General features: G+C 63.3%; 21 protein-coding genes. 12 read left to right on the plus strand and 9 right to left on the minus strand.

What is annotated here, in order from left to right; translation table 11 throughout:
- Positions 1 to 4: 4 nt before the first annotated feature.
- Together AAFO92_RS12555 and AAFO92_RS12560 are read right to left on the minus strand one after the other, a co-directional pair.
- Entirely contained in the window at positions 5 to 472 is a 468-nt protein-coding gene (locus AAFO92_RS12555) for a DUF6446 family protein (protein WP_347535687.1), read from the minus strand.
- Positions 473 to 528: 56 nt separating this feature from the next.
- Positions 529 to 1,458: a glycine--tRNA ligase subunit alpha gene (locus AAFO92_RS12560; protein WP_347535572.1), complete on the minus strand. Its 930-nt coding sequence runs from the start codon at positions 1,456 to 1,458 to the stop codon at positions 529 to 531.
- Between the two features lie 167 nt (positions 1,459 to 1,625).
- Between AAFO92_RS12560 and AAFO92_RS12565 the strand changes: the two genes are divergently transcribed.
- Positions 1,626 to 3,410, plus strand: coding sequence for a serine protease (locus tag AAFO92_RS12565; RefSeq protein ID WP_347535574.1), 1,785 nt, complete (start codon positions 1,626 to 1,628; stop codon positions 3,408 to 3,410).
- A gap of 197 nt (positions 3,411 to 3,607) precedes the next feature.
- Positions 3,608 to 3,826: a hypothetical protein gene (locus AAFO92_RS12570; RefSeq protein WP_347535577.1), complete on the plus strand. Its 219-nt coding sequence runs from the start codon at positions 3,608 to 3,610 to the stop codon at positions 3,824 to 3,826.
- Positions 3,827 to 4,032: 206 nt separating this feature from the next.
- Here AAFO92_RS12570 and AAFO92_RS12575 read toward each other — a convergent pair whose 3' ends face one another.
- Positions 4,033 to 6,543, minus strand: a complete 2,511-nt coding sequence (locus tag AAFO92_RS12575; RefSeq protein ID WP_347535579.1) for an adenosylcobalamin-dependent ribonucleoside-diphosphate reductase — start codon at positions 6,541 to 6,543, stop codon at positions 4,033 to 4,035.
- Between the two features lie 95 nt (positions 6,544 to 6,638).
- Between AAFO92_RS12575 and AAFO92_RS12580 the strand changes: the two genes are divergently transcribed.
- The 4 genes from AAFO92_RS12580 to AAFO92_RS12595 all read left to right on the plus strand — a co-directional run bounded on the left by AAFO92_RS12580 (position 6,639) and on the right by AAFO92_RS12595 (position 9,499).
- Positions 6,639 to 7,061, plus strand: coding sequence for a DUF1489 domain-containing protein (locus AAFO92_RS12580; RefSeq protein ID WP_347535581.1), 423 nt, complete (start codon positions 6,639 to 6,641; stop codon positions 7,059 to 7,061).
- A 377-nt stretch (positions 7,062 to 7,438) separates the two neighbouring features.
- Positions 7,439 to 8,002 carry an outer membrane beta-barrel protein gene (locus tag AAFO92_RS12585; protein ID WP_347535583.1) on the plus strand — a complete coding sequence of 188 codons (564 nt, stop codon included), beginning with the start codon at positions 7,439 to 7,441 and terminating at the stop codon, positions 8,000 to 8,002.
- Between the two features lie 282 nt (positions 8,003 to 8,284).
- On the plus strand, positions 8,285 to 8,809 hold the full coding sequence (locus AAFO92_RS12590) for an outer membrane beta-barrel protein (RefSeq protein ID WP_347535585.1): 525 nt from the start codon (positions 8,285 to 8,287) through the stop codon (positions 8,807 to 8,809).
- Positions 8,810 to 9,085: 276 nt separating this feature from the next.
- The gene (locus tag AAFO92_RS12595) at positions 9,086 to 9,499 is read left to right on the plus strand and encodes a hypothetical protein (protein WP_347535587.1); all 414 of its coding nucleotides are present in this window, start codon (positions 9,086 to 9,088) and stop codon (positions 9,497 to 9,499) included.
- On the opposite strand, the gene hisG is transcribed toward AAFO92_RS12595, so the two are convergent.
- Genes hisG through hisS form a run of 3 tightly spaced genes read right to left on the minus strand, consistent with a single transcriptional unit; the run spans position 9,496 to position 12,760 of the window.
- On the minus strand, positions 9,496 to 10,191 hold the full coding sequence (gene hisG, locus AAFO92_RS12600; RefSeq protein WP_347535589.1) for an ATP phosphoribosyltransferase: 696 nt from the start codon (positions 10,189 to 10,191) through the stop codon (positions 9,496 to 9,498). The genes AAFO92_RS12595 and hisG overlap by 4 nt on opposite strands.
- On the minus strand, positions 10,188 to 11,273 hold the full coding sequence (locus AAFO92_RS12605; RefSeq protein ID WP_347535591.1) for an ATP phosphoribosyltransferase regulatory subunit: 1,086 nt from the start codon (positions 11,271 to 11,273) through the stop codon (positions 10,188 to 10,190). Before AAFO92_RS12605 ends, hisG begins: the two co-directional genes overlap by 4 nt.
- A complete protein-coding gene (hisS, locus tag AAFO92_RS12610) occupies positions 11,273 to 12,760 on the minus strand; it encodes a histidine--tRNA ligase (RefSeq protein WP_347535593.1) in 1,488 nt (495 codons plus the stop codon). The genes AAFO92_RS12605 and hisS overlap by 1 nt, the downstream gene beginning before the upstream one ends.
- A gap of 111 nt (positions 12,761 to 12,871) precedes the next feature.
- Here hisS and AAFO92_RS12615 point away from each other — a divergent pair, with 111 nt between their 5' ends.
- Positions 12,872 to 13,069 carry a SlyX family protein gene (locus AAFO92_RS12615; RefSeq protein WP_347535595.1) on the plus strand — a complete coding sequence of 66 codons (198 nt, stop codon included), beginning with the start codon at positions 12,872 to 12,874 and terminating at the stop codon, positions 13,067 to 13,069.
- A gap of 38 nt (positions 13,070 to 13,107) precedes the next feature.
- Here AAFO92_RS12615 and dnaE read toward each other — a convergent pair whose 3' ends face one another.
- Positions 13,108 to 16,608, minus strand: a complete 3,501-nt coding sequence (gene dnaE, locus AAFO92_RS12620) for a DNA polymerase III subunit alpha (protein ID WP_347535597.1) — start codon at positions 16,606 to 16,608, stop codon at positions 13,108 to 13,110.
- Between the two features lie 146 nt (positions 16,609 to 16,754).
- Here dnaE and AAFO92_RS12625 point away from each other — a divergent pair, with 146 nt between their 5' ends.
- The 5 genes from AAFO92_RS12625 to AAFO92_RS12645 are packed head-to-tail and all read left to right on the plus strand — an operon-like array spanning position 16,755 to position 21,825.
- On the plus strand, positions 16,755 to 18,272 hold the full coding sequence (locus AAFO92_RS12625; RefSeq protein WP_347535598.1) for an ABC transporter ATP-binding protein: 1,518 nt from the start codon (positions 16,755 to 16,757) through the stop codon (positions 18,270 to 18,272).
- A gap of 48 nt (positions 18,273 to 18,320) precedes the next feature.
- A complete protein-coding gene (locus tag AAFO92_RS12630) occupies positions 18,321 to 19,406 on the plus strand; it encodes an ABC transporter permease (RefSeq protein WP_347535600.1) in 1,086 nt (361 codons plus the stop codon).
- Positions 19,403 to 19,801 (plus strand): hypothetical protein, encoded by a 399-nt coding sequence (locus AAFO92_RS12635; RefSeq protein ID WP_347535602.1) that lies wholly within the window; start codon positions 19,403 to 19,405, stop codon positions 19,799 to 19,801. Before AAFO92_RS12630 ends, AAFO92_RS12635 begins: the two co-directional genes overlap by 4 nt.
- Positions 19,801 to 20,721, plus strand: coding sequence for an ABC transporter permease (locus AAFO92_RS12640; protein WP_347535604.1), 921 nt, complete (start codon positions 19,801 to 19,803; stop codon positions 20,719 to 20,721). The genes AAFO92_RS12635 and AAFO92_RS12640 overlap by 1 nt, the downstream gene beginning before the upstream one ends.
- Before the next feature lie 30 nt (positions 20,722 to 20,751).
- A complete protein-coding gene (locus AAFO92_RS12645; protein WP_347535606.1) occupies positions 20,752 to 21,825 on the plus strand; it encodes a BMP family ABC transporter substrate-binding protein in 1,074 nt (357 codons plus the stop codon).
- Positions 21,826 to 22,064: 239 nt separating this feature from the next.
- Here the strand turns inward: AAFO92_RS12645 and AAFO92_RS12650 are convergent, their stop codons facing one another.
- Positions 22,065 to 22,568 (minus strand): GNAT family N-acetyltransferase, encoded by a 504-nt coding sequence (locus AAFO92_RS12650; RefSeq protein WP_347535608.1) that lies wholly within the window; start codon positions 22,566 to 22,568, stop codon positions 22,065 to 22,067.
- Between the two features lie 216 nt (positions 22,569 to 22,784).
- Positions 22,785 to 24,668 carry an acyl-CoA synthetase gene (locus AAFO92_RS12655; RefSeq protein WP_347535610.1) on the minus strand — a complete coding sequence of 628 codons (1,884 nt, stop codon included), beginning with the start codon at positions 24,666 to 24,668 and terminating at the stop codon, positions 22,785 to 22,787.
- Positions 24,669 to 24,763: the final 95 nt, after the last annotated feature.

A 24,763-nucleotide genomic window follows, 5' to 3' on the forward strand; every position in this document is an offset into this window, starting at 1 on the left:
TCGGTCAGTAACCTTTGGGCGGTTCGGGGCAATGGTCGGGGGCGGGTTTACCGTCAAAGACAACCTCGCCGCAATCGTTGATCTGGTGCCAGACATAGCCGCGCCCGGCATCGGTGACAGCAACGATGCGGTCGATGCCGTATTGCACGTCTCTCTGGCCCAGAAAGGCCAGCGCGGTGCCGTCTTCCAGTTCGGCGCCCAGCGCCGCGGCATCGAAACAGTCGAACCAGTCCGGGGCGGTCAACGGCTCGGCCGCCTCGTAGAGCTCATAGGTTTCCGTCAGCATGGCCGTAGACATGGTGGTGGAGAAACACGCCCGGTAACGAATGGGCGAGCTGGAGGCGTCGATGGCCTGGAAGTCGTCATAGAGCACCGGCTCGGGCTGGCCCGTGACCAGCGAGACCATCTTTACGTCATCGGTGCCGGTCGCCGCGACCTCATCATAGAAATGATAGACCTGAAGGTAATACATGGCCGCCCCGGCCACCAATGCCGTAATCACGATCGCCACCCCAAGGATTTTACCGGTCACGCCGCCGCGCCCCCGGCCTCGGTCTGGACGAAAGCGTCAGCGCATTTCTTGGCCAGCGCGCGGACTCGGCCGATATAGGCCTGCCGTTCGGTGACCGAGATCACGCCGCGCGCATCCAGCAGGTTAAACAGGTGGCTGGCCTTGATGCATTGGTCATAGGCCGGGTGGGCCATGATGATACGCTGGCCGGTCTTCGGGTCGTCCTGCGGCTGGTTCAGGATCGCCTCGCATTCGGCCTCGGCCTCCTTGAACTGGTCGAGCAGAACCTGCGTGTTGGCCACGTCGAAATTCCAGCGCGAATATTCCTGCTCGGTCTGGCGGAACACGTCGCCATAGCTGAGCGCGATCGGCGCATCGGGGTCGTTGAACGGCATGTCCATCACGTGGTCGATGCCCAGCACATACATCGCCAGCCGTTCCAGCCCATAGGTCAGCTCGCCCGAGACCGGGTGGCAGTCATGCCCGCCGACCTGCTGGAAATAGGTGAACTGGCTGACTTCCATCCCGTCGCACCAGACCTCCCAGCCCAGGCCCCAGGCGCCCAGCGTCGGGCTTTCCCAGTCATCCTCGACAAAACGGATGTCATGCAGGGCCATGTCGATGCCGATGGCCCTGAGCGAGCCAAGATAGAGCTCCTGCAGCTCGGGCGGGCTGGGTTTGATCAGCACCTGGTACTGGTAATAGTGCTGCAGGCGGTTGGGGTTTTCGCCATAACGCCCGTCGGTCGGGCGGCGCGAGGGCTGGACATAGGCCGCCGCCCAGGGACGCGAGCCCAGCGAGCGCAGCGTGGTGGCCGGGTGAAAGGTACCGGCGCCCACCTCCATGTCATAAGGTTGCATCACCGCACAGCCCTGCCCCGCCCAATAGGTCTGAAGCCGCAGGATGATCTCCTGAAAACTGCGCGGTTTGCCTGTCGCTTCGGTCATGGCTGTTCCTTCGGGCGAACCCCTGAAATTGCCGCCCTTACCTACGGCCCCGTTTCAACAGCGTCAATTGCGCGCGGACGCATATTTTGGGTGCGCTTGCCGACAGATTTGCTAAAAGGCTTCGAGTGATGTGAACAGGACGTTCCGGGCAAGAGCAAGGGTGAGGTATGGCGCGCATTTTCTTCGCGGTCGTGTTTGTCATGGGTTTGGCAGCTCCGGCGGCATATTCGCAAGGTCAGGGCCTGGCCTGGGTGCAGATCGAGGCACAGCCCAGCCTGGCCCGGGCACAGCAGAGTATTCGCCGCTACGCGGCGGAGTTGCAGGATGTCAACGGGTTCACGATTCCCGGCGGCTGGTACGCCATTGCCCTCGGGCCCTACACCCCCGAGGACGCCGCGCAGGTGCTGCAGGTGTATCGGGCCGAGCGGGCAATACCGCGCGACAGCTACATCGCCTATAGCTCGGATTACCGGCAGCAATTCTGGCCGGTGGGGGCCAATGTGCTGAACCTCCCCGCGCTGAATGCGCCCACCCCCGACCCCGAGGAAACACCAGACGCGCAAACCCAGGAGCCCGACGCCCGAGTGACGAGCGAGGCCGAAACCAGCCCCGCGCCCGAACCGGAAGATGCAGATGAAACCGTCCGCGAAGCGCGGGCCGGTGAACGCCTGCTCAGCCGCGAGGAACGGGCCGCGCTGCAGGTCGCGCTGAAATGGGCCGGGTTCTATGACGGGCGCATCGACGCGGCCTTCGGGCGTGGCACGCGGTCTTCGATGTCGGACTGGCAGGCAGCCAATAATTTCGAACCCACCGGTGTTCTGACCACCCGGCAGCGCGCCGAGCTTCTGCGCCAGTACAACGCCGTGCTTGACGGGCTGGGTCTGGATACCGTCCGCGATGCGAATATGGGCATCGAAATGCTGATTCCGACGAAGCTTGTCGAATTGTCCCGGTACGAGCCGCCCTTTGCCCATTTCGACCCGGTCGGCGATGTGGATGCCAAGGTGTTGCTCATCAGCCAGCAAGGCGACACTTCCACGCTGCAGGGGCTGTACGACATCATGCAGACGCTCGAGATCGTGCCCGAGACGGGGCCGCGCATGATTGATGACAAGGGTTTTACGCTGGTCGGCGAAGGCGCGCTGAATATCACTTACACCAAGGCCTGGCTGGAGGATGGCAAGATCAAGGGGTTCACCCTGCTCTGGCCCGCCGGGGATGAGGAACGCCGCACCCGGCTGCTGAATGAAATGCAGACAAGTTTCAAGGCGATTGACGGGGTGCTGGATCCGACCGCCGGATCGGCCGAAGACCAGAGCATCGATCTGGTCGCGGGGCTGGAGGTCCGCAAGCCGCTGATGACGCGCTCGGGCTTTTTCGTGGACAATGCCGGCACGGTCGTGACCACGTCGGACGTGGTCGAAAGCTGCGGCCGGATCACGATAGATCAGGATCATGACGCCGAGGTCGCCTTCAGCAACACCGGACTTGGCATCGCGGTCCTGCGGCCCCAGGAGAGCCTGGCGCCGATTTCCATCGCCCAGTTCCAGAGCGCCGTGCCGCGCCTGCAATCAGTGGTGGCGGTCGCCGGATATTCCTATGGCGGCATATTGGGCGCGCCCACGCTGACCTTTGGCCAGTTGGCCGATCTGCGCGGGCTGAACGGCGAAGAAAGCATGAAAAGGCTGACGCTGGCGCCGCTCGACGGTGATGCCGGCGGGCCGGTTGTCGATGCGGGCGGCGCGGTCCTGGGAATGCTCCTGCCTGACCCGCAGGGCGGCCGCAAACTGCCCGAGGGCGTCAGCTTTGCCGCCAATGCGGACACAGTTCAGAAAGTCCTGGGCGAGGCCGGGGTCACCGCGGAGGGCACATCGGGCATCGCCCAGATCGCCCCCGAAACGCTGACCCGCAAGGCGGCTGACATGACCGTGCTGGTCAGTTGCTGGGAATAAGGCGCCGGAATAGCTCGGCCGAAGCCAAGTCACCCGCCTGGCAGGCGGCCTCCGAGCCGGCGCGGTCACAGCACGATGACAATTCATCTCAAATCGTGGGGCAATCGCCCGTTTTCCGCCGCAATTTCTGACCCAAACGGCCACGCACCACCGGCAGTTTCGTTCCAGCATTCCGACAGGGAAACAGGAGCGTCACCATGACAAGACCCCCGCTTTTTGCCAGCGCATTGGCGCTGATCGCCTGCACCGGCATCGCCGCTGCCGGCAATGGCGACAACCATCTCGGGATCGTCCATCACGAAACCCTCATGCCGCCGCAGGACACTGCCGTCCAATGCCGGTTCCTAATCGTCAACACCGCCACGCCCGGTTGCCCATGCCGTATCGCACAGCGCGGTTTCAGCGACGCATACTGACCCCGGGACGTCCGAACGCATGTGCGCCCAGGCCCTTTCCTGTCCTGTAGCCGGGGCACGCGCATGACCATCCCTTTCGGACCTCCGGTGTGCTGCGCCGCGCGGTGATCCCGGGTTGCCCGTCCAGCCGCCCAGGGATCACCGCGCGAGCGCGCCTTTGTCCGACAATCCCGCAATGGCCGAACCGCCGGTTGGCCGCCCGGACCCTAGGCGCATTTCGAATGGCCGCAGCTGGGGCAGGTCATGCACCCCTCGACCATCCGCATCCCGAACTCTCCGCAGGCCGGGCAGGCCGGGCCCCGCGGCGCGCCGCCCAGGTTGACCACGTCGGCCTTCGGGTCGGTCTTGAGCCCCATCCCCTCGCCCGCCAGAAACCCGGTCTGGATCATGTGCTGTTCTAGAATGCCGCCGATCGCCGCCAGGATGGAGGGCACGTATTTTCCCTGCATCCACGCGCCGCCGCGCGGATCGAACACGGCCTTGAGCTCCTCGACCACGAAAGACACGTCGCCGCCGCGCCGAAACACCGCCGAGATCATCCGCGTGAGCGCCACGGTCCAGGCGAAATGCTCCATGTTCTTGGAGTTGATGAACACCTCGAAGGGCCGCCTGTGGCCGTTCAGCACCACGTCATTGACGGTGATGTAGATCGCATGGTTGCTGTCGGGCCATTTCAACTTGTAGGTGTTGCCCTCCAGCGCCTCGGGCCGGTCCAGCGGGTCGGACATGTAGATCACGTCACCATGCGGGGTCTGGGGTTCTGAGTCATAGGCCAAGACTTCCGGTTCGCTATTCTTCTCACCAAAAAGCAACCAACCTGCTGGAACGCCAAATACTTTTGCGGCTGTCTCGGCGCCCTCTTTCGAAAGACCCTGAGCACCTCCAAGCCAGTTTGAATAACGGCTTCGCTGAATTCCCAAAGCATCGGCAGCCGCTTTCTGAGTCTCATAGCCAGAGTTGGATTGTGCCCACTTCAAGCGCTCTGCAACTGTTTCAAGTTTCGGCAGATCTTGAGTTTGCTGCGAAACACTCAGCACCGACCCCGTCACATCATTCGGCCGATAGGTCGTGCAGCCCTTGCAGCCGCTGTCCCAGGCCTGCAGATAGACATCCTTGAACGCCTCGAAAGAGATGTCCTCGGGGCAGTTAATGGTCTTGGAGATGCTCGAATCCACCCATTTCTGCGCCGCCGCCTGCATTTTGACGTGATCCGACGGGCTCAGCGTCTGGGCGTTCACGAAATAATCGGGCAGCTCGGCCGCGTCGCCGAATTTCTCGCGGTAAAGCTGCACCGCGTAATCCACCACCTCTTCCTCGGTCCGGCTGCCGTCCTTCTGCAGCACCTTGCGGGTGTAGGAATAGGCAAAGACCGGCTCGATGCCGCTGCTGACATTGCCGGCATAAAGGCTGATCGTCCCGGTCGGCGCGATCGAGGTCAGGAGCGCGTTTCGGATACCGTGTTCGGCCACCGCCTCGCGCACATCTTCGTCCATCCCCTGCATCGTGCCGCTGGCCAGGTAAGGCTCGGCATCGAACAGCGGGAACGCGCCCTTTTCCTTAGCCAGCTCCACCGACGCCAGGTAGGCGGCGCGGGCAATCGCGCGCAACCAGTCTGACGTCTGGCGCGCCGCCTCGTCCGAGCCATAACGCAGCCCCAGCATCAAAAGCGCATCAGCCAGTCCCGTGACCCCCAGCCCGATCCGGCGCTTGGCCTCAGCCTCGCGCGCCTGCGCCTCGAGCGGAAAGCGCGAGGCATCGACGGTGTTGTCCATCATCCGCACGGCGGTGGTGACCAGCGCGTTCAGCTCGGTCTGGCAGACATGCGCGCCCTCCTCGAACGGATGCCACACCAGCCGCGCCAGGTTGATCGACCCCAGCAGACAGGCGCCATAAGGCGGCAGGGGCTGTTCGCCGCAGGGATTGGTGGCGGCGATTTCCTCGACATAGTTCAGGTTGTTGGCCTGGTTGATCCGGTCGATGAAGATCACGCCCGGTTCGGCGAAATCATAGGTCGCCTGCATGATCCGGTTCCACAGATCGCGCGCCTGAATCGTGTGATAGACCTTGCCGCCGAATTGCAGCTCCCACGGGCCATCGGCCCTGACCGCCTCCATGAACGCATCGGTGATCAGAACCGAGAGGTTGAACATCCTCAGCCGCGCCGCGTCGGCCTTGGCGCCGACGAAATCCTCGATATCCGGGTGGTCGCAGCGCATCGTCGCCATCATCGCGCCGCGGCGGCTGCCGGCGCTCATGATCGTGCGGCACATCGCGTCCCAGACATCCATGAAACTCAGCGGCCCGCTGGCATCGGCGCCGACGCCCCTGACCTCGGCCCCCTTGGGCCGGATGGTGCTGAAATCATAGCCGATCCCGCCGCCCTGCTGCATGGTCAGCGCCGCCTCGCGCAGGGCATCGAAAATCCCGCTCATGTCGTCGGGGATCGTGCCCATCACGAAACAGTTGAACAGCGTCACCGCGCGGCCCGTTCCCGCGCCCGAGGTGATCCGCCCCGCGGGCAGGAACTTGAAATCTTCCAGCGCGGCATAGAACGTGTCTTCCCATGCCTCGGGCTTGTCCTCAACCACCGCCAGCGCCCGCGCGATCCGCCGCCAGCTATCCTCGACCGACTGGTCGCCATTCGCCCCGTCCGAGGGCGTGTAGCGGTATTTCATGTTCCAGATCTGTTCGGCGATCGGGGCGGCGAAACGGGACATGGATCGATTCCTCAAGACACAGCAGGAAACCACAATAGCTTGAAGCGCACAGCATTTCCACTACTCTATGTGGGCCAAAGGGGGATTCTGTGGCGATGATGCACCTGCTTAAACTCAGCGTCGGCAGCGAAAGCGTGGACAGCCTTGTGGCCTGGCAGAAAACCGGGCGTTCGCATGGCCCGGACGGCCTGCCGCGCCATGTCACGCGGATGTGGCCGAAACGCGAAAGCGAGATCATCGCCGGCGGCAGTATTTTCTGGGTGATCCAGGGGTTCATCCGCTGCCGGCAGCGGGTGCTGCGCTTTGACGAGGTGATCGGCAATGACGGCATCCGGCGCTGCGCCTTCGTGCTGGACCCCGAGGTGATCCGCACCACCAGCGCACAGCGCCGCCCGTTCCAGGGCTGGCGCTATCTCGACCCTGCCGATGCCCCCGCAGACCTGCCCCGGACACGCGCAAACGACGATGCCCTGCCCGATGACCTGTCGACGGCCCTGGCCGATATCGGCGTCCTCTGACCTAGGCCCAAATCGCCCCATGAGGGCGGACACGGGCGGGTGGGCGGGCGCCCGAATGGGGCGATCCGAACCGGGGATTTTCGGACAAACCGGCGTAGATAGGTGCCCGCCCGCGGCGCGTCCCCGCCAGCCGGCGCCTTTCCCCGGAATCGTTGCAAAAACATCGCACTACCCTGCAGGAATCCGCCAGTTTACCGGCATTTTTTAGCGCAAACATCACCACAAAAAAACGTGAACGAAACTTGTCGCCACCAGCCCTTGTTTTGCCTGCAGAGGCGCAACAGATAGCGCTTTGTCACCAGCGACAAGCCCGGGCAATACCGTCCGGGTCGCTAAGAAGGCGCCTCGTGAAAGAGGCTTAGGAAAGGAACGCTGACATGTTCAAGAAGATTACGCTTGCCACCGCCGCACTGGCCCTGGCAACCACGCCGGCGCTTGCCGGCTCCCCCGAACCCGCCCCGGCGGAACCGGTCATCGCCTCCCCGGCGCCGGTCGCCTCCACCCCTGACTGGACCGGCTTCTACGCCGGTGCCCAGCTGGGCTATGGCAATTTCGACGCGTCCCCCGGCGGTGACGAGGACGAATTCATCGGCGGTATCGTCGGCGGTTACGACTGGGACCTGGGAACCTGGGTTGCCGGTGTCGGCGCTGACTACGACTTCGCCGGTGGCGATGTCGAACAGATCGGCCGCCTGAAGGCACGCGCCGGCTACAAGATCGGCCAGGGCCTGCTCTATGGTACTGCCGGTTACGCCTATGCGGATGCAGACAACTTTGGCGATGACGACGGTTACGTGATCGGCGCCGGCTACGAGCATCTCATCAGCCAGAACTTCAGCCTGGGTGGCGAGGTTCTCTACCACGAGTTCGACAATTTCGACTCGACCGGCGTGGATGTCGAGGCCACCACCGTTCAGCTGCGCGGTACCTTCCGCTTCTGAAGCTCGATTACCTGACCTTGATGCCCCCGGACCCATCCGGGGGCATTTCCTGCAACCTCGCGATTGCGTATGCCCGTCGAACATGGTTGCCGGTACATCTCAACCATCTGAAAATAAAACGAAACACCGCCTACCTGCGGCTTGCGGACTGACCGCGGGCACCACCTTCACGACCAATTGATACCGCAAGACCCAATTTCTGGTTGTATGCTATACTTGTGATTCTAAACGGCCGTCCGCGCTGCCTCCGGGCGCCGGGACCGTACAACGAGGAAACCGGGTATGAAAACGGCATTTGCAACTCTTGTCATCGGTGCGCTCGGCGCCGGGGCAGCGTTTGCACAATCGCCGGACTGGACCGGGCCCTATGCCGGTGCACAGCTTGGTTTCGCCGATATCGACAGCAATCTCCCCGGGGTCAGCGGCGACGGGTTCATTGCCGGTATCGTTGGCGGGTATGACTGGGATCTGGGTGACTGGGTCGTGGGACTTGGGGCGGATTACGACTTTGCCGATATCAGCCTTGGCGCCGCCGCCGATCTTGAAGAGGTCTGGCGGATAAAATTCCGCGGCGGTTACAAGATCGGCCAGGGGTTGGCCTACGGAACGGCTGGCTACGCCAATGCCGACACCGACACGCTGGGCGACGATGACGGGTTCTTCATCGGTGCCGGCTACGAACGGCTGGTCGCGCCGAATTTCAGCCTTGGCGGCGAAGTGCTCTATCACGAGTTCGACAATTTCAGCGGCACGACCACCGATATCGACGCCACCACCGTCCAGGTCCGCGGCACGTTCCGCTTCTGATCCTGCACAACCCTTCCTGAAACTGCCACGGTCACTGCCCGATTCCTGCTGCATTGCAACGCCCCGGGCGACGTCGTCCGCGAAGCAGCGCAATACTGTCTGACTGGCATCGCTCAGATGACGCGCCGCCACCGATAGCTGCGGATAGGCGGCGCTCGCCACACGGGTCCCCGCCGAAAGGAACCCGAAACCGATTTCAGATGCCGCGCGGGGCAATTTCAGTGCCCTTGGCACAAATTCCTCGTATTTGGCCCCGCCGTCCCCCATATCTGAGCCATGAACAGACGCGACTTCACCCGTTCTCTGGCGGCCCTGAGCCTTGCGCCCCTGGCGCCGTCGCTGCCCGCGATTGCCGCGGCGCCGGTGCCCGCGCCGACCTTCACGCCCTATATGTACGGTCTGGCCGCCCATCTGGCGCGATCGACCGGGCTCTGCTCGGTGGGGATGCTGAGCCAACAACTGGCCGTGTCCCCGGCAACGGCCCGGGCAATGCAGGCACAGCTGATCCGCAGCGGGGTGATTTCCGCCCCGAACGCCGCCGGCATGGCGGTGGCGGCGCGGCCCTACATGACCTCGATCCGGTTCAAATCAGGCGCGGTCGTCGGGAAATCCGTGCGCCGGTATCTGCACCGGCTCGCCTCGGAAACGCCAACTGCGGGCACCCACGAAGACACACCCGACCCGGCCTAATCCAGCTTCAGCATCTGCTCCAGCCGGCGCAACGTCTGGCGATCGGCCTCGCTCGCCGCCGCCGCAGAGGAGGCAAAGAGCGTCGCCTGCGATTTCAGGATCAAGCCATCTCGAAGCGTCTTCAGGTGGTTGGCCCTCAGGGTGTCGCCGGTCGAGGTGATGTCGGCAATCGCTTCGGCGGTCTCGTTCTTGACCGTGCCTTCGGTCGCGCCCTGACTGTCGACCAGCTGGTAATCGGCCACGCCGTGTTCGCGCAGGAAATCCCGCACCAGGCGGTGATACTTGGTGGCGATCCTCAGCCGGAATCCATGCACCTGCCGAAACGCCGCCGCCGCCGCGTCCAGATCATCCAGCGTGCTGACATCCACCCAGGCTGACGGCACCGCCAACACCAGGTCGGCATGGCCGAAACCCAATGTGGCCAGTTCGCGCACCTGCAAATTCCACGGTCCCAGCTTCTCGCGCACCAGGTCGATACCGGTCACGCCCAGATGGATGCGCCCCGCGGCCAGTTCGCGCGGGATTTCACCCGCCGACAGCAGCACCAGTTCGACATTGTCGATCCCCTCGACGAAACCCGCATATTCCCGGTCCGATCCCGCCCAGCCCAGCACAACACCGCGCGCGCCGAACCACTGAAACGTCTTTTCCATCAGCCGGCCCTTGGACGGCACACCCAGCTTGATGCTCATGTCTGCCCCCCCAATGCCACCACCAGCCCGGGGCGGATCACGCCACCCACGGCCGGGATCTCTCGCCCCTGCCCCAGTTGCCGGGTCAGCGCGTCATACCGCCCGCCCGTCGCCACCGGCGGCAGATCCGGCCGCTGTGGCGCGTAGAAACCAAAGACGAAACCGTCGTAATATTCCATCTGTGTCCGGCCATAGGATGCCTCGAAATCGAGAGTTTCGATATCGACGCCGAGCGCGCCCAGCGCGTCCAGCCGGGCCGCAAGGCGGTCCACCGCGCCGGTGATCGCCGGCATGTCCACCGCGATATCGCGGAGCTGTTCAAGCGCAAAATGACTGGTCTCGCGCACGTCCAGGATGGATTCGATCAACGCCACCTCGTTCTTCGAGATCGGCGGTGTGGCGGCATCTTCGTGAAGCGCGGTGATGCGTGCGCCGATCTCGGCCCGGCTGCGCAGCCCGATGACCGGCGGCAGGTTCGCCAGCGGGTCAAGATCGGCCAGCAGCTCTGCCCGGCTTTCCGGCACCGGCAGCCGGCCCGAGAACCGGTCCATCAGGGCGCGAAACCGCCGGGGCCGCCAGATGTGCCGCCTGAGCGCCCGCTTGCGCCGATCCGTCGTGTTCAGCCCATCGACGGCCGCCATCAGGATGCCGATATCGCCGGTTGCGGCGCGTAACCCCAGAGGCGCCAGCATATCTGCGATCAGCGCGAATACCTCGGCATCCGAGGCAGCCGGATTATTGCGCTCGAAGATCTCGTAGCCCACCTGCAGATATTCGCTGGCGCGGTCGGGGTCGTCCTCCTGCCGGCGGAAAACCTCGCCCGCATAAGTGTATCGCGCCGGTTCGGCGCCGTGCGCCATGTGCATCTGCACAACCGGCACGGTGAAATCGGGGCGCAGCATCTGTTCGCCCCTCAGCGCATCCGACGTCACATAGGCCCGGCCGCGGATATCCTCGCCATAGAGGTCCAGCAACACCTCGGCGGGTTGCAGGATCGCGGCCTCGATGGGCTGCGCGCCGGCGCCTTCGAACGCAGCCCTCAGGCGTGCCGCCTCGGCCTTGATCGCGGCGCGTTCCGGCATCAGCCCTGCCCGTCCAGAATTTCCCGCACCTTGGCAACAAGCTGGTCGCGCGGCACCTCGAACTGGCTGGGGCGTTCCTTCCATTCCTCAAGCGTGGCATTTTCGGCGATCTTCGCCCCTAGGATCAGGTCCTTGATCTGGACGATGCCCTTTGCCTTTTCCTCTCCGCCCTCGATTACCGCCACGGGCGAGTTGCGCCGATCCGCATATTTCAGCTGGTTGCCGAAATTCTTTGGATTGCCCAGATAGACCTCGGCGCGGATACCGGCCTGCCGCAGTTCACCAACCATCGCCTGGTAATCGGCCATCCGGTCACGATCCATCACCGTGACCACGACCGGCCCTTCGGCCGCACCGCCGATCCGGCCCTTCTCACGCAGCGCCGCCAGCAGGCGGTCAACCCCGATACTGACGCCGGTGGCCGGCACGGCCTGCCCGGTAAAGCGCTTGACCAGGTCGTCATAGCGCCCGCCCCCGGCGACGGAACCGAATTGCCGGGGCCGTCCCTTCTCGTCGGTGATCTCGAAGGTCAGTTCAGCCTCGAAGACCGGGCCGGTGTAATACCCGAGACCACGCACGACAGAGGGGTCGATCTCGATCCGGTCAGGGCCATAGCCCTGTGCGTCAAGCAGCGCCGCGATCGTCTCAAGCTCCTGTACCCCTTCCGCACCGGTGACCGACGCGCCAATCGCCCCGCGCAGGTTATCGAGCGTCTCAGCGGCACTGCCGCCTTTTGAGGTCAGGAAGGCCAGAACCGGACCCGCCTGATCATCGCTGAGGCCAACGCCATCGATATAGGCCCCAGACGCATCCAGCCGCCCCTTGCCCAGAAGCTCGCGCACGCCCGCCTCGCCGACCTTGTCGAACTTGTCGATGGTGCGCAGGACCGCATCCTTCTGCGCGCTGTCATCCAGCCCCATCGCCTCGAGCACGCCGTTCAGCACCTTGCGATTGTTGACGCGCACGATGTAGTCGCCGCGCGGGATGCCGACCTCTTCCAGCGTGTCGGCCAGCATCGCGCAGATCTCGGCATCGGCGGCCATGCTGGCGGTGCCGACCGTATCCGCATCGCATTGATAGAACTGCCTGAACCGCCCCGGCCCCGGCTTCTCGTTGCGCCAGACGGGGCCCATCGCATAGCGCCGGTAGGGCGTGGGCAGGTCGTTGCGGTGCTGGGCATAGACCCGGGCCAGGGGCGCCGTCAGATCATAGCGCAGGGCGAGCCAGTCGCCGGGTTTCTCGCCCTCGGCGTCCTCCTGCCAGGCAAAAACCCCCGCGTTCGGGCGGTCGACATCCGGCAGGAACTTGCCCAGGGCCTCGACCGTTTCGACGCCCGAGCTTTCCAGCGCATCAAAGCCATAGCGATGGTAGACCCCCGCAATCTTGTGCAGCATTTCGGCGCGTTCCGACACTTCGGCGCCGAAATAATCGCGAAAACCCTTGGGCGTTTCCGCCCTGGGACGGGGCTGTTTCTTGTCCTTTGCCATGGGCACTGTCCTTGCGGCTGGTCGTTGCGGCGCGGTCTAGCGGATGGGCCGCGCGGGGGCAAGCGGCGGTGTGGTTGCCAGCGGCGCATTATGCCGGTAAGTCATGTGTCCATGAGACGCCTCGAAGAACAGATTTCCCACCTGACACGCACCGTCGACGACCTGTCTGACGTGGTTGCCCGTCAGGAAACGAAAATTGCCATGCTGACACGCCGTGTGCAGATGCTGATCGAACGAGAGGCGGAACGAGAGGCCGGTCTTGGGGGACAAGTGGTGCTGGGCGGCGATGAACGTCCGCCGCACTGGTAGCGGCCCGCAATACGGCCCATTCCGCCAACGGCCCGGCGTCAGATTTCCTCGACCGTAACCACGCCGCCCAGGCTTTTGATCGCGCCCTTGATCTGCGGATTTACGGGATAATCCTGCCCCGCGCTTACCTCAACTTCACCCGGCAAGCTGTTGTCAAGAAGGCAAAATACGACCGGACCCCGCCCCGCGTTCCTGACAGAGCCGGTGGCGTTCTGCAAAACGTTTGCAACCGACGATACCACCTCGGGCGTGTCGACGAATATCCGCAGACCCACGGCGCCTGCATCGGCCACCACGCCGTCGATCGGCTGAACCGACCGGGCCAGAAGCTTCAACTGCTCGCTCTCCATCGTGGCCTCGACGGTGATAACAACCTGGGATCCGGTGTCCAGGAATTCGCGTGATTTCTCAAGCGTTTCCGAGAACATCGTCACCTCGTAGCCGCCGGTCGTATCGCTGAGCTGCACAAAGGCAAACCGGTTTCCACGGGCGGATTTACGCTCTTGCCGGCCAGCCACGACCCCGGCCATCTTCAGCACCGCGGCGCCGCGTTCGGCGCGCAACGTGACCTCGTCCAGCGTCTTGACGTCCTTGCGCCTGAGCACGGTCATGTAATCGTCCAGCGGGTGGCCCGACAGGTAGAAACCCACCGCCTTGAATTCCTCGGTCAGGCGTTCGGCGGGCAGCCAGTCCTCGACCGGGGCCAGCCGCGGTTCGGGCAGGTCATCGCCCGCCTCGCCGAACAGTGACACCTGGTTGGAGTTTTTCTGCTCGAAAATCGCCGCGGAATAGTTCATCAGCCGCTCGACACTGTCGAACACCCGGCGCCTGTTGCGGTCCAGCGCATCAAACGCACCTGCCCGCGCCAGCATCTCAAGCGGGCGTTTACCGATCCGCTTCAGGTCCACCCGGCGGGCAAAATCATACAGCGTGGCAAATTCCTTGTCGCCGCGCCCTTCGGTGATCAGCTTCATCGCCTCCACACCCACGTTCTTGAGCGCCCCCAGCGCGTAGTGCAACGCGCCGCCCCTGACGGCAAATTTCGCCTCCGAGCGGTTCACACAGGGCGGGACATACGGCAGGTCGAGGCCCTTCTTCACCTCTTCGAAATAGACCGCCAGCTTGTCGGTCAGGTGAATATCGCAATTCATCACCCCGGCCATGAATTCAACCGGGTGATTGGTCTTCAGCCAGGCGGTCTGATAGCTGACCACCGCATAGGCCGCCGCGTGCGATTTGTTGAAGCCGTAATTGGCGAATTTCTCTAGAAGGTCAAAGACTTCGCTGGCCTTCTTCTTCTCGACACCATTTTCCGCCGCGCCCTTTTCGAACTTCGGCCGCTCGGCGTCCATCGCCTCCTTGATCTTCTTGCCCATCGCCCGGCGCAGCAGGTCGGCGCCGCCAAGGCTGTAGCCCGCCATGACCTGCGCGATCTGCATCACCTGTTCCTGGTAGACAATGATCCCCTGGGTTTCTTCAAGGATGTGGTCGATCAGCGGGTGTACCGAGGTGATCTCGCGCAGCCCGTTCTTGACCTCGCAATAGGTCGGGATGTTCTCCATCGGGCCGGGCCGGTAGAGCGCCACGAGGGCGACGATATCCTCGATGCAGGTGGGCTTCATCCGCTTGAGCGCATCCATCATGCCCGAGCTTTCCACCTGGAACACGGCGACCGTCTGCGCGCGGGAATAAAGTTCGTAGGTTTCCGGATCATCCAGCGGGATCGCGTTGATCTGGTTCTCGGCGCCCGGCGCCGGTTCGTAGATCGTGCTGCTGTCGGCGGCGATATGCAGGTCGCGCCCCTCGCCATGGATCTGTTCGATGGCGTTCTGGATCACGGTCAGGGTCTTCAGCCCCAGGAAGTCGAACTTGACCAGCCCCGCCTGTTCGACCCATTTCATGTTGAACTGGGTCGCCGGCATGTCCGAGCGCGGATCCTGGTAGAGCGGCACGAGGGCATCCAGCGGCCGGTCGCCGATCACCACGCCCGCGGCATGGGTCGAGGCGTTCCGCAGCAGCCCTTCGACCTGCATCCCGTATTTCAGCAGCCGGTCGACAACCTCTTCGTTCCTGGCCTCCTCGCGCAGCCGGTCCTCCTGCGCCAGCGCCTGTTCGATACTGACCGGCTTGACCCCTTCGACCGGGATCATCTTGGACAGGCGGTCCACCTGCCCGTAGGGCATCTGCAACACCCGCCCGATATCGCGCACCGCCGCCTTGGAAAGAAGCGCACCGAAGGTGATGATCTGGCCCACCTTGTCGCGGCCGTATTTCTCCTGCACGTAACTGATCACCTCCTCGCGGCGATCCATGCAGAAGTCGATGTCGAAGTCGGGCATGCTGACCCGTTCCGGGTTCAGGAACCGTTCGAAGAGCAGCGAGTAGCGCAGCGGATCAAGGTCGGTGATCGTCAGCGAATAGGCCACCAGGCTGCCCGCACCCGAGCCGCGCCCCGGCCCGACCGGGATGTCATGATCCTTGGCCCATTTGATGAAATCGGCAACGATCAGGAAATAGCCGGGAAACCCCATGCCCTCGATGATGCCCAACTCGAATTCCAGCCGCTTTTCATACTCCTCGACAGAGGTGGCATGGGGGATGACCGCCAGCCGCTCCTTCAGGCCCCGTTCAGCCTGTCGGCGCAGTTCCTCCACCTCGTCATCGGCGAATTTCGGCAGGATCGGATCGCGGCGATACGCACCAAAGGCACAGCGGCGGGCAATTTCCACCGTGTTTTCAATCGCTTCCGGAAGATCGGCAAACAGCGTCGCCATCTCGTGCGGGGATTTGAAATAATGCTGTGCGGTCAGGCGGCGGCGCGGCTGCGACTGATCCACATAGGCCCCATCGGCCACGCAGATCATCGCGTCATGCGCCTCGTACATGGCGGCGGTCGGGAAATAGACATCGTTCGTGGCCACCAGCGGCAGGCCCATCGCGTAGGCCATCTCGATGAATCCGCGCTCGGTCAGGCGTTCCGCCTCGGGCGCGCCGTTTTCACCCGGATGGCGCTGCAGTTCGACATAAAGCCGGTCAGCGAAGGCCTCGTGCAACTGCTGCATCAGCGTCTCGGCGGCGGGGCGTTGCCCGGCCTGCAACAGCCGCCCCACCGGGCCGTCCGGGCCACCGCTCAGGCAGATCACGCCGCCGACATGGGCCTGAAGGTCCGCCATGGTGACATGCGGCAGCTGCCCGTCCCCGCGCAGGTACAGCGCCGAGTTGAGTTTCATCAGGTTTTCATAGCCCTGCTCGTTCTGGGCCAGCAGAACCAGCGGTGCAGGCGGCTGGGTCTTCTCGCCCGGCATCGCCTGCCCGTTCCCGAAATCCACCTGGCAGCCCATGATCGGCTGAATGCCGGCGCCGCTGGCGGTCACGGAAAATTCCAGCGCCGCGAACATGTTGTTGGTATCGGTGACGGCAACCGCGGGCATGCCCGCATCGGCACATAGGCCCGGCAGTTTTTTCAGGCGCACAGCCCCTTCCAGCAGGGAATATTCGGTGTGCAGGCGAAGGTGGATGAATCGGGGCTGGCTGCTCATGTGCCGCATCCTATGTCAGCCCCGGCGCTGCTGCCAGCACTTCCGACAGGCGGGACCGAATTGCTATAGTCGCCCGCCTCGGATTGCTGCTACACTCGGGTCAAAAGCCCCGGCGCAGACCGGGATCGCGCCCGACGGGGGAAGGGATGACCAGCACACTTCTGACAATTTCTGGGCTGACCAAGGCCTATCCGGGGGTGGTCGCCAATGACGATGTCTCGTTCGATATCGGTGTGGGCGAAGTCCATGCCCTGCTGGGCGAAAACGGTGCGGGAAAATCGACTCTCGTCAAAATGATCTACGGGCTGGTCAAGCCCGATCGCGGCAGCATGATGCTGAAGGGCGCCCCTTTTTCCCCGGCAGAGCCGCGCGCGGCCCGTGCCGCCGGCGTGGCGATGGTGTTCCAGCATTTCTCGCTCTTCGACGCGCTGAACGTGGCGGAAAACATCGCCCTTGGCATGGAGAAACCGCCGAAACAGCGTGACCTGGCAACGCGCATCCGGGATGTGTCGGAAACCTACGGGCTGCCGCTGGACCCCTATCGCGTGGTGGGCGACCTGTCGGCGGGGGAACGCCAGCGGGTCGAGATAATCCGCTGCCTGCTGCAGGACCCCAAGCTGCTGATCATGGACGAGCCCACCAGCGTGCTGACCCCGCAGGAGGTCGAGATACTGTTCGCCACCCTGCGCAAGCTGACCGCCGAGGGCGTGTCGATCCTCTATATCTCCCACAAGCTCGAGGAAATCCGCGCGCTGTGCGATGCGGCCACCATCCTGCGGCTTGGCAGGAACGTCGGTACCTGCGTGCCGCGGGAAACCTCGGCGCGGGAAATGGCCGAGATGATGGTGGGCAGCGCGTTCGAGGCCCCCGCCCGCGCCGGCAAGGATCTGGGCGATGTCGCGCTGGAGGTTGCCGGCCTGTCCCTGGCCTCGCCAGGGGCGTTCGGAACCGCGTTGAAAGACATACATTTTGCCGTGCGACAAGGTGAGATCCTGGGCATTGGCGGGGTTGCCGGCAACGGCCAGGATGAATTGCTGGCCGCGCTTTCCGGCGAATTGCTCAGCGACGCGGGGGCGGTGGCGCTCAACGGTCGTCCAATCGGGCGCCTCGGCCCGAATGCACGGCGCGAGATGGGTCTGCTGAGCGCCCCCGAAGAGCGGCTGGGCCATGCAGCGGCCCCCGACATGAGCCTGATCGAAAACGCCCTGCTGACCGGGGCCAGCCGCGAAGGTCTGATGCGCAGGGGTTTCCTGAAATGGACCGCGGCGCGCGGCTTCGCCGAACGGATCATCGACACGTTCGACGTGCGCACGCCGGGGCCCGACAATGCGGCGCGGTCGCTTTCGGGCGGGAACCTGCAGAAATTCGTGATCGGCCGCGAGGTGCTGCAACGGCCCGAGGTGCTGGTGGTCAACCAGCCGACATGGGGTGTCGACGCCGCCGCTGCCGCCGCGATCCGGCAGGCGCTGTTGGACCTGGCCGCCGGCGGCACGGCGGTGATCTGCATTTCTCAGGACCTGGACGAACTGATGGAAATCTCGGACCGGTTCGGCGCATTGAACGAGGGGCGGCTGTCAGACATCCGTCCCGCGCGGGGCCTGAGCGTGGACGAGATCGGGTTGATGATGGGGGGCGCGCACGGGATGGAGGTGGCGCATGTGTAAATCGTTGTTTCTTGAGTATTTTTGCCAAGGTGAAGCAGGGGCGCCTGCATGCTGAGGCTGGAAAAACGCCCCCAGCCCTCGGGTTTCTGGTCCTGGCTGACACCGCTGATTGCCGTGGTGGTCACGATGGTGGCGGGCGGATTGCTGTTCGGCCTGTTGGGCAAGCCGCCCGTCGAAGCGATCCGCACGATTTTCTGGGAGCCGCTTTTTGGCGAGTTTGCCTTCTACTATCGTCCGCAACTGCTGGTGAAAGGCGCGCCGCTGGTGCTGATTGCCATTGGCCTCAGCCTGGGGTTCCGGGCAGGGATCTGGAATATCGGTGCCGAAGGTCAATATATCATCGGCGCGATCTGCGGGGCGGCGGTAGGGCTGGCCTTCTACCCCGCGGAAAGCTTCTTCATTTTCCCGCTGATGGTGCTGGCGGGTGCGCTTGGTGGCTGGGCCTGGGCAATGATCCCGGCGCTGTTGAAAGTGCGGTTCGGCACGAATGAAATCCTGGTATCGCTGATGCTGGTCTACGTGGCCGAGCAGCTTCTGGCGGCGATGGCGCTTGGGCCGCTCAAGAACCCCGAGGGCTTCGGCTTTCCGGGCAGCCGGAACCTGAAGGAATACCCTTCGGCCCATAATGCAGAGATCATTGCCGGGTCGGGGATGCACTGGGGCGTGGTCGCCGCGCTGATCGCGGTGATCTTTGCCTATATCCTGCTGAACCGTCACATCCTGGGTTACCAAGTCCGCCTGACGGGCCAGGCCCCGCGCGCGGCGCAGTTTGCCGGGGTGCGGCCCCGGCTGCTGATCCTGTTTTGCCTTGGCGCATCGGGCGCACTGGCCGGGCTGGCGGGACTTTTCGAAGTTGCCGGTCCTGCGGGCCAGATCAGCATCGATTTCAACGTCGGCTACGGCTTCACCGCGATTATCGTCGCGTTTCTGGGGCGGCTTCATCCTGTGGGCATCCTGCTGGCGGGCCTACTGATGGCGCTGACCTATATCGGCGGCGAGATCGCACAATCCAACCTCGGCCTGCCCGCCGCCGCGATCCAGCTTTTCCAGGGGATGCTTCTTTTCTTCCTGCTGGCTGTGGACGTACTGACCAACTATCGCATCCGGTTCAAGTCGGCGGAGGTGGCCTTATGACAGAGAGTGAATCACCGCAAGCAGGATGGGTCCTGAAATCCATCGCAATTCCAGCCTACATCGGTATCGGGGCTTTTTTCACATACTTCTCAACCAAGATATTATTCGCACCAATCTTGCACAACTTGCTGGTAGGCAAGGTTGAAGCGGTACAGGATATTCTTACAGGTTACCTTGGGATCGCAATATTATTTATGATTATTTACTTGCCGTTCCGGGTCCTAGTCTGGCTGATCGTCAAACTCTATAATTATGCGAATTCACGTTCTTTGCGAGCCAAAAGAAAGGAGCCGCCATTACCAGTCCAGCTTTTCGGCAAACGTTTCCTCAATAATTGCCTCTCGCTCGGAGCAGTTGCCGGATTATTAACATACTGCCTAGAGGAAGCCTTTTGATGGACCTGTCGTCAATCAATCCGACCCTCCTACTGGCCTCTTTGATGGTCGCGGCCACGCCGATCTTAATCGCAGCACTCGGAGAACTGGTGGTTGAACGCGCGGGCGTATTGAACCTGGGCGTCGAGGGGATGATGATCACCGGGGCGATCTGCGGCTTTGCTGTCGCGGTCGAAACCGGCTCTCCCCTTGTGGGATTTGTCGCCGCCGCCGCCGGGGGTGCATTGCTGTCATCGCTCTTTGCGCTGCTCACCCAGTTCGCGCTGGCCAACCAGGTCGCCTCTGGCCTTGCGCTGACGCTTTTCGGGCTGGGGCTGAGTTCGCTGATGGGCCAGGGCTATGTCGGGATCAAGCCACCCGCGACCGCCAAGCTGGACATCCCGCTCCTGAGCGACATCCCGGTGCTGGGGCCGATCCTCTTTGCGCACGATCTGATGGTCTATGTCGGGCTGGCGCTGGTGGCGGCGATCTGGGCGTTTCTGAAATACACCCGTGGCGGGCTGGTGCTGCGCGCGGTGGGGGAAAACCACGATGCCGCCCATGCGCTTGGCTACAAGGTGGTGCGGGTGCGGGTCATGGCGATCCTCTTCGGCGGGGCCTGCGCCGGGCTGGGGGGCGCCTATATCAGCCTCATCCGTGTGCCCCAATGGACCGAAGGCATGACTGCGGGTGCGGGATGGATCGCGCTGGCGCTGGTGGTTTTTGCCAGTTGGAAGGCAGGGCGCGTCTTGCTGGGTGCCTATCTTTTTGGCGGCGTTACGGTCTTGCAGCTCAATCTGCAGGCGGCAGGGGTTGATATTCCTGTCGAGTATCTTTCAATGTCGCCTTATCTCATCACCATTCTGGTGCTGGTCATCATGTCGGCGGACCGTTCGCGCGCGCCCGCCTCGCTTGGCCGCATCTTCCACGCCTCGGGTTGAGACCCGCACGAAACCAACAGGGAGACTTACATGAAACTGACGAAACTTCTGACCGGCGCGGCTCTGGCGCTTGGGCTGGCGACCACGGCGGTAGCACAGGACAAGACCAAGGTGGGGTTCATCTATGTCGGCCCCATCGGTGACGGCGGCTGGACCTATGAACATGACAAGGGCCGCCTGGCGGTCGAGGCGCATTTCGGCGACAAGGTCGAAACCGTCTATCAGGAAAGCGTGCCCGAGGGGGCGGATGCGGAACGTGCCATCACCCAGATGGCGCTGCAGGGGGCGGACCTGATCTTTACCACCTCCTTTGGCTATATGGAGCCGACCCTGGCCGTGGCGAACAAGTTTCCGGATGTGAAATTTGAACACGCGACCGGCTACAAGACCGCGCCCAACATGTCGGTCTATTCCGCGCGTTTCTACGAAGGTCGCGCGGTTCAAGGGCACATCGCGGGCAAGATGACCAAATCGAACATCATCGGCTACATCGCCTCATTCCCGATCCCCGAAGTGATCCGCGGCATCAACTCGGCCTATATCCACGCCAAGAAAGTCAACCCGGACGTCCAGTTCAAGATCATCTGGGCCTATACCTGGTTCGACCCGGCGAAAGAGGCCGATGCGGCCACCGCGCTCATTGAACAGGGCGCGGACGTGATCTTGCAGCACACGGATTCCACCGCGCCACAGGCCGCCGCTGAAAAGGCCGGGAATGTCATCACCTTCGGCCAGGCCTCTGACATGAGCGAATACGCGCCCCTGCCTCGGGTCAGCTCGATCATCGACAACTGGGCGCCCTACTATATCGCCCGCACCCAGGCGGTGATGGACGGCACCTGGGAAACCGTGAACACCTGGGACGGGATCGGGCCCGGCATGGTCGAGATCGGAGAGATCAGCGATGCGGTACCCGAAGACGTGAAAGCCGAGGCGCTGGCGATGGTCGAGGCCATCGGCTCGGGTGACTACCATCCCTTCACCGGCCCGCTGAAAAAGCAGGACGGCAGCGATTGGCTGGCCGAGGGCGAGGTTGCCGATGACGGCACGCTGGCAGGCATGAATTTCTATGTCGAGGGGCTGGAAGGCGACATTCCGCAATAATCCGGACAGCACACCCACAAGACAAACCCCCGCCATTGTGCGGGGGTTTTCGGTTGCGGGCAGCAACCCGTCAGCTCAGCACGGGCTGCCTGACCCCCGGCCGCGCTATAGCTCCGACATCGGCCCCCGGTATCGCCCGCGGGTCGCGCACGCCCCCACAAAGCCGCCAACCGATGGCCCACCGGTGTCCCGGCCGGGCCAACAATCAGTTTTCGGCAGGTAGCGGGGCGGCGCGGTGGTCAATGCCGCTTGTGCAAGCTCATCGACATCTCGTGCCATGGCATCCCGCCATGATCCGAGGCCGAGGGCCGGATGTAGCGATACCCGAATTTCTCGTACAGGGGGATGTGGTGTTCCTTGCAGATCAGATGAATCGTGCGCTTGCCCATTTCCAGCATCCGCCTGACAAATTCATCCATCAGCAGATTTGACCAGCCCCTGCCCTGGTAATCCGGATCGACCACGACGGACAAGATCACGACATTCGGTGCGTCCGGATCGTGCCCCGTCAGTTCCTTGAACGCCTCGTCCGACAGAGTGACCTCATGCGCGCACCCGGAATTGACGAAGCCAATCACGTTCTGCCCGACCTCCAGGATCAGGAACCCCTCGGGGTAGGTGGCGATGCGCCTGGCGATTTTTTCAAGGGTCGCCGCCTCAGCGCCCTCATATGCCGAAACCTCGATATCCAGGCATCGGTTCGCATCACCCGGACGCGCGTTTCTGAGGGTCCATTTGTTCATCTGAGCCTGGCGCGGCAATTTGGCTACGGGACGTGAAACCTGCCATTTTCTTTGCTGTTTGCCAAGCCGCGCCTTGCGCCGCCACACCAAAGAGCTTGCCCGGGCAAGGGCGATGCGCGGCCAGCCCGATGCGAACCGCCCGGGCGGGGTGTCATGGTGAAGCACACCGGCCAAGACCGGGGGGGGGGTCGCGTACCGGGACGGCGTGACCGCCCCCTACTCCGCCCATTCCCAGGGCCGGGTGTAGCTGCCCAGCACTTCGCCCAGTTTCGCCTCGTCCACATCGCCGGTCTTTTCCAGCTGCGCCACCAGGCCGCGTTTCTTGTCATCGACCACCTGAACGACCCGCGCCGCCAGCCCGGCCTTTTCAAGATCGGCGTTGTAGATCCGGGTGATGGCCATTTTTCGAAGGTCGGGCTTGAACACCTTGCCGACGGCGGTCTTGGGCAATTCGTCCAGCACCTCGATATATTTCGGGACGGCCGCGCGTTCGTGGACATGGATCTTGCAGTGCTCACGCAGTTCCTTGCCGGTCACGCTGGCGCCCTCGACCAGTTCGACATAGGCGCAGGGGATCTCTCCGGCATGGGAATCGGGCTGACCGATCGCGCCGGCCATTGCCACCGCCTTATGGGCCATCAGCGCTTCTTCGATATCGGCCGGGTCGATATTGTGCCCGCCGCGGATGATCAGATCCTTGGCGCGCCCGGTGATCCACAGATAGCCATCCTCGTCGATCCGGCCCAGATCGCCGGTCCGCAGGAATTTCTCCTTGTGATAGAGGTCTCGGTTCTTGGCGGCCTCGGTATAGGTGTTCCCCGCAAAAACCCCGGGATTGTCGATACAGATCTCTCCCACCTCGTCGGTGCCGCATTCCACCGGACCATCCGGGGAACTGTTGAAGATCTTGACGTTGGTATAGGGCAGTGGCACCCCGACCGAGCCCACTTTTTTCTGGCCCGTGGGCGGGTTGCACGAGACCAGGCAGGTCGCCTCGGTCAGGCCGTACCCTTCGATCACCGTCATGCCCGTAGCGCTTTCGAACCGCTTGAACAGCTCAAGCGGCATCGGCGCCGAGCCTGAAAACGCGTTCTTGACCGTCGACAGATCGGCATCCACCTTGCGCTGCATCAGCGCGGCGGTCGCGGTGGGCACGGTAATCACAAAGGTGATCTTCCAGCGTTCGCACAGCTTCCAGAAATTGTCGAAAACGCCGTCTCCGCGGAAACCGGCCGGCGTGGGAAAGACCACATGCGCGCCGGATTTGATCATCGCCATCAGGATGACATGGCAGGCAAAGACGTGAAACAGCGGCAGCGGACACATGACGACGTCGGTTTCCTTGAACAGCAACGTGTGACCAAGCCAGCCGTTGTAGATCATGCCGGAATAGCGGTGCTGCGCCACCTTGGGCATCCCGGTCGTTCCGCCGGTATGGAAATAGGCCCCTACCCTGTCCGCATCCGGGTCCTCGAAATCCAGCGACGTGTTCTGTTTCGCCATCTCTTTCTGGAAGCTCAGCACATCGGCATGGTGGCCCGCCGGATTCTTGGGGCGCACCAGCGGCACGATCCAGCTTTTGGGAGGGCTGAGATAGGTATTGAGGTCGATTTCAAGCACCGTGTGCACCCCCGGCGCATGGCGCACGGCCTCGGCGGTCTTCTGGGCGATGTCGGTTTTCGGAAAGGATTTGAGCGTGACGACGACCTTGGCGTCTGTCTCGCGCAGGATGGCGCCGATCTGTTCGGGTTCCAGCAGCGGGTTGATCGGGTTGACGATCCCCGCGATCATCCCGCCGATCGTGGCCATCGCGGTTTCAAGGCAATTGGGCAGCACCAGCGCCACCACGTCCGTTTCATTGATCCGCAGACTGCGGAACAGGTTTGCCGCCTGGCAGGCCTGGTCATGGAACTGCTGCCAGGTCAGGGTCTGTGCCTTGTCATCGGGCCCCGAGAACAGCTGGTAGGAGATCGCCGCCCGGTCGGGGAATGCCTTGGCCGTCTGCCGCAACATCTGGTACAGCGTCTCGGGTCGCTCACGCGCTTCCCACGGCATTTCATCCTGAATGGCGAGCACATCCGCCCGAGTGGCAAAGCTCATCTACGATCCTCCCAAATCGCCCGGAGCGCCGGGCATGTCCTGTTCTGTGCGCCCCAGAATGGGAGGGATTGTGTCCGCGCGCAAGTTTTACGCAA

It is taken from the genome of Roseovarius sp. CAU 1744 (assembly GCF_039839345.1).
Classification (GTDB): Bacteria; Pseudomonadota; Alphaproteobacteria; order Rhodobacterales; family Rhodobacteraceae; genus Roseovarius.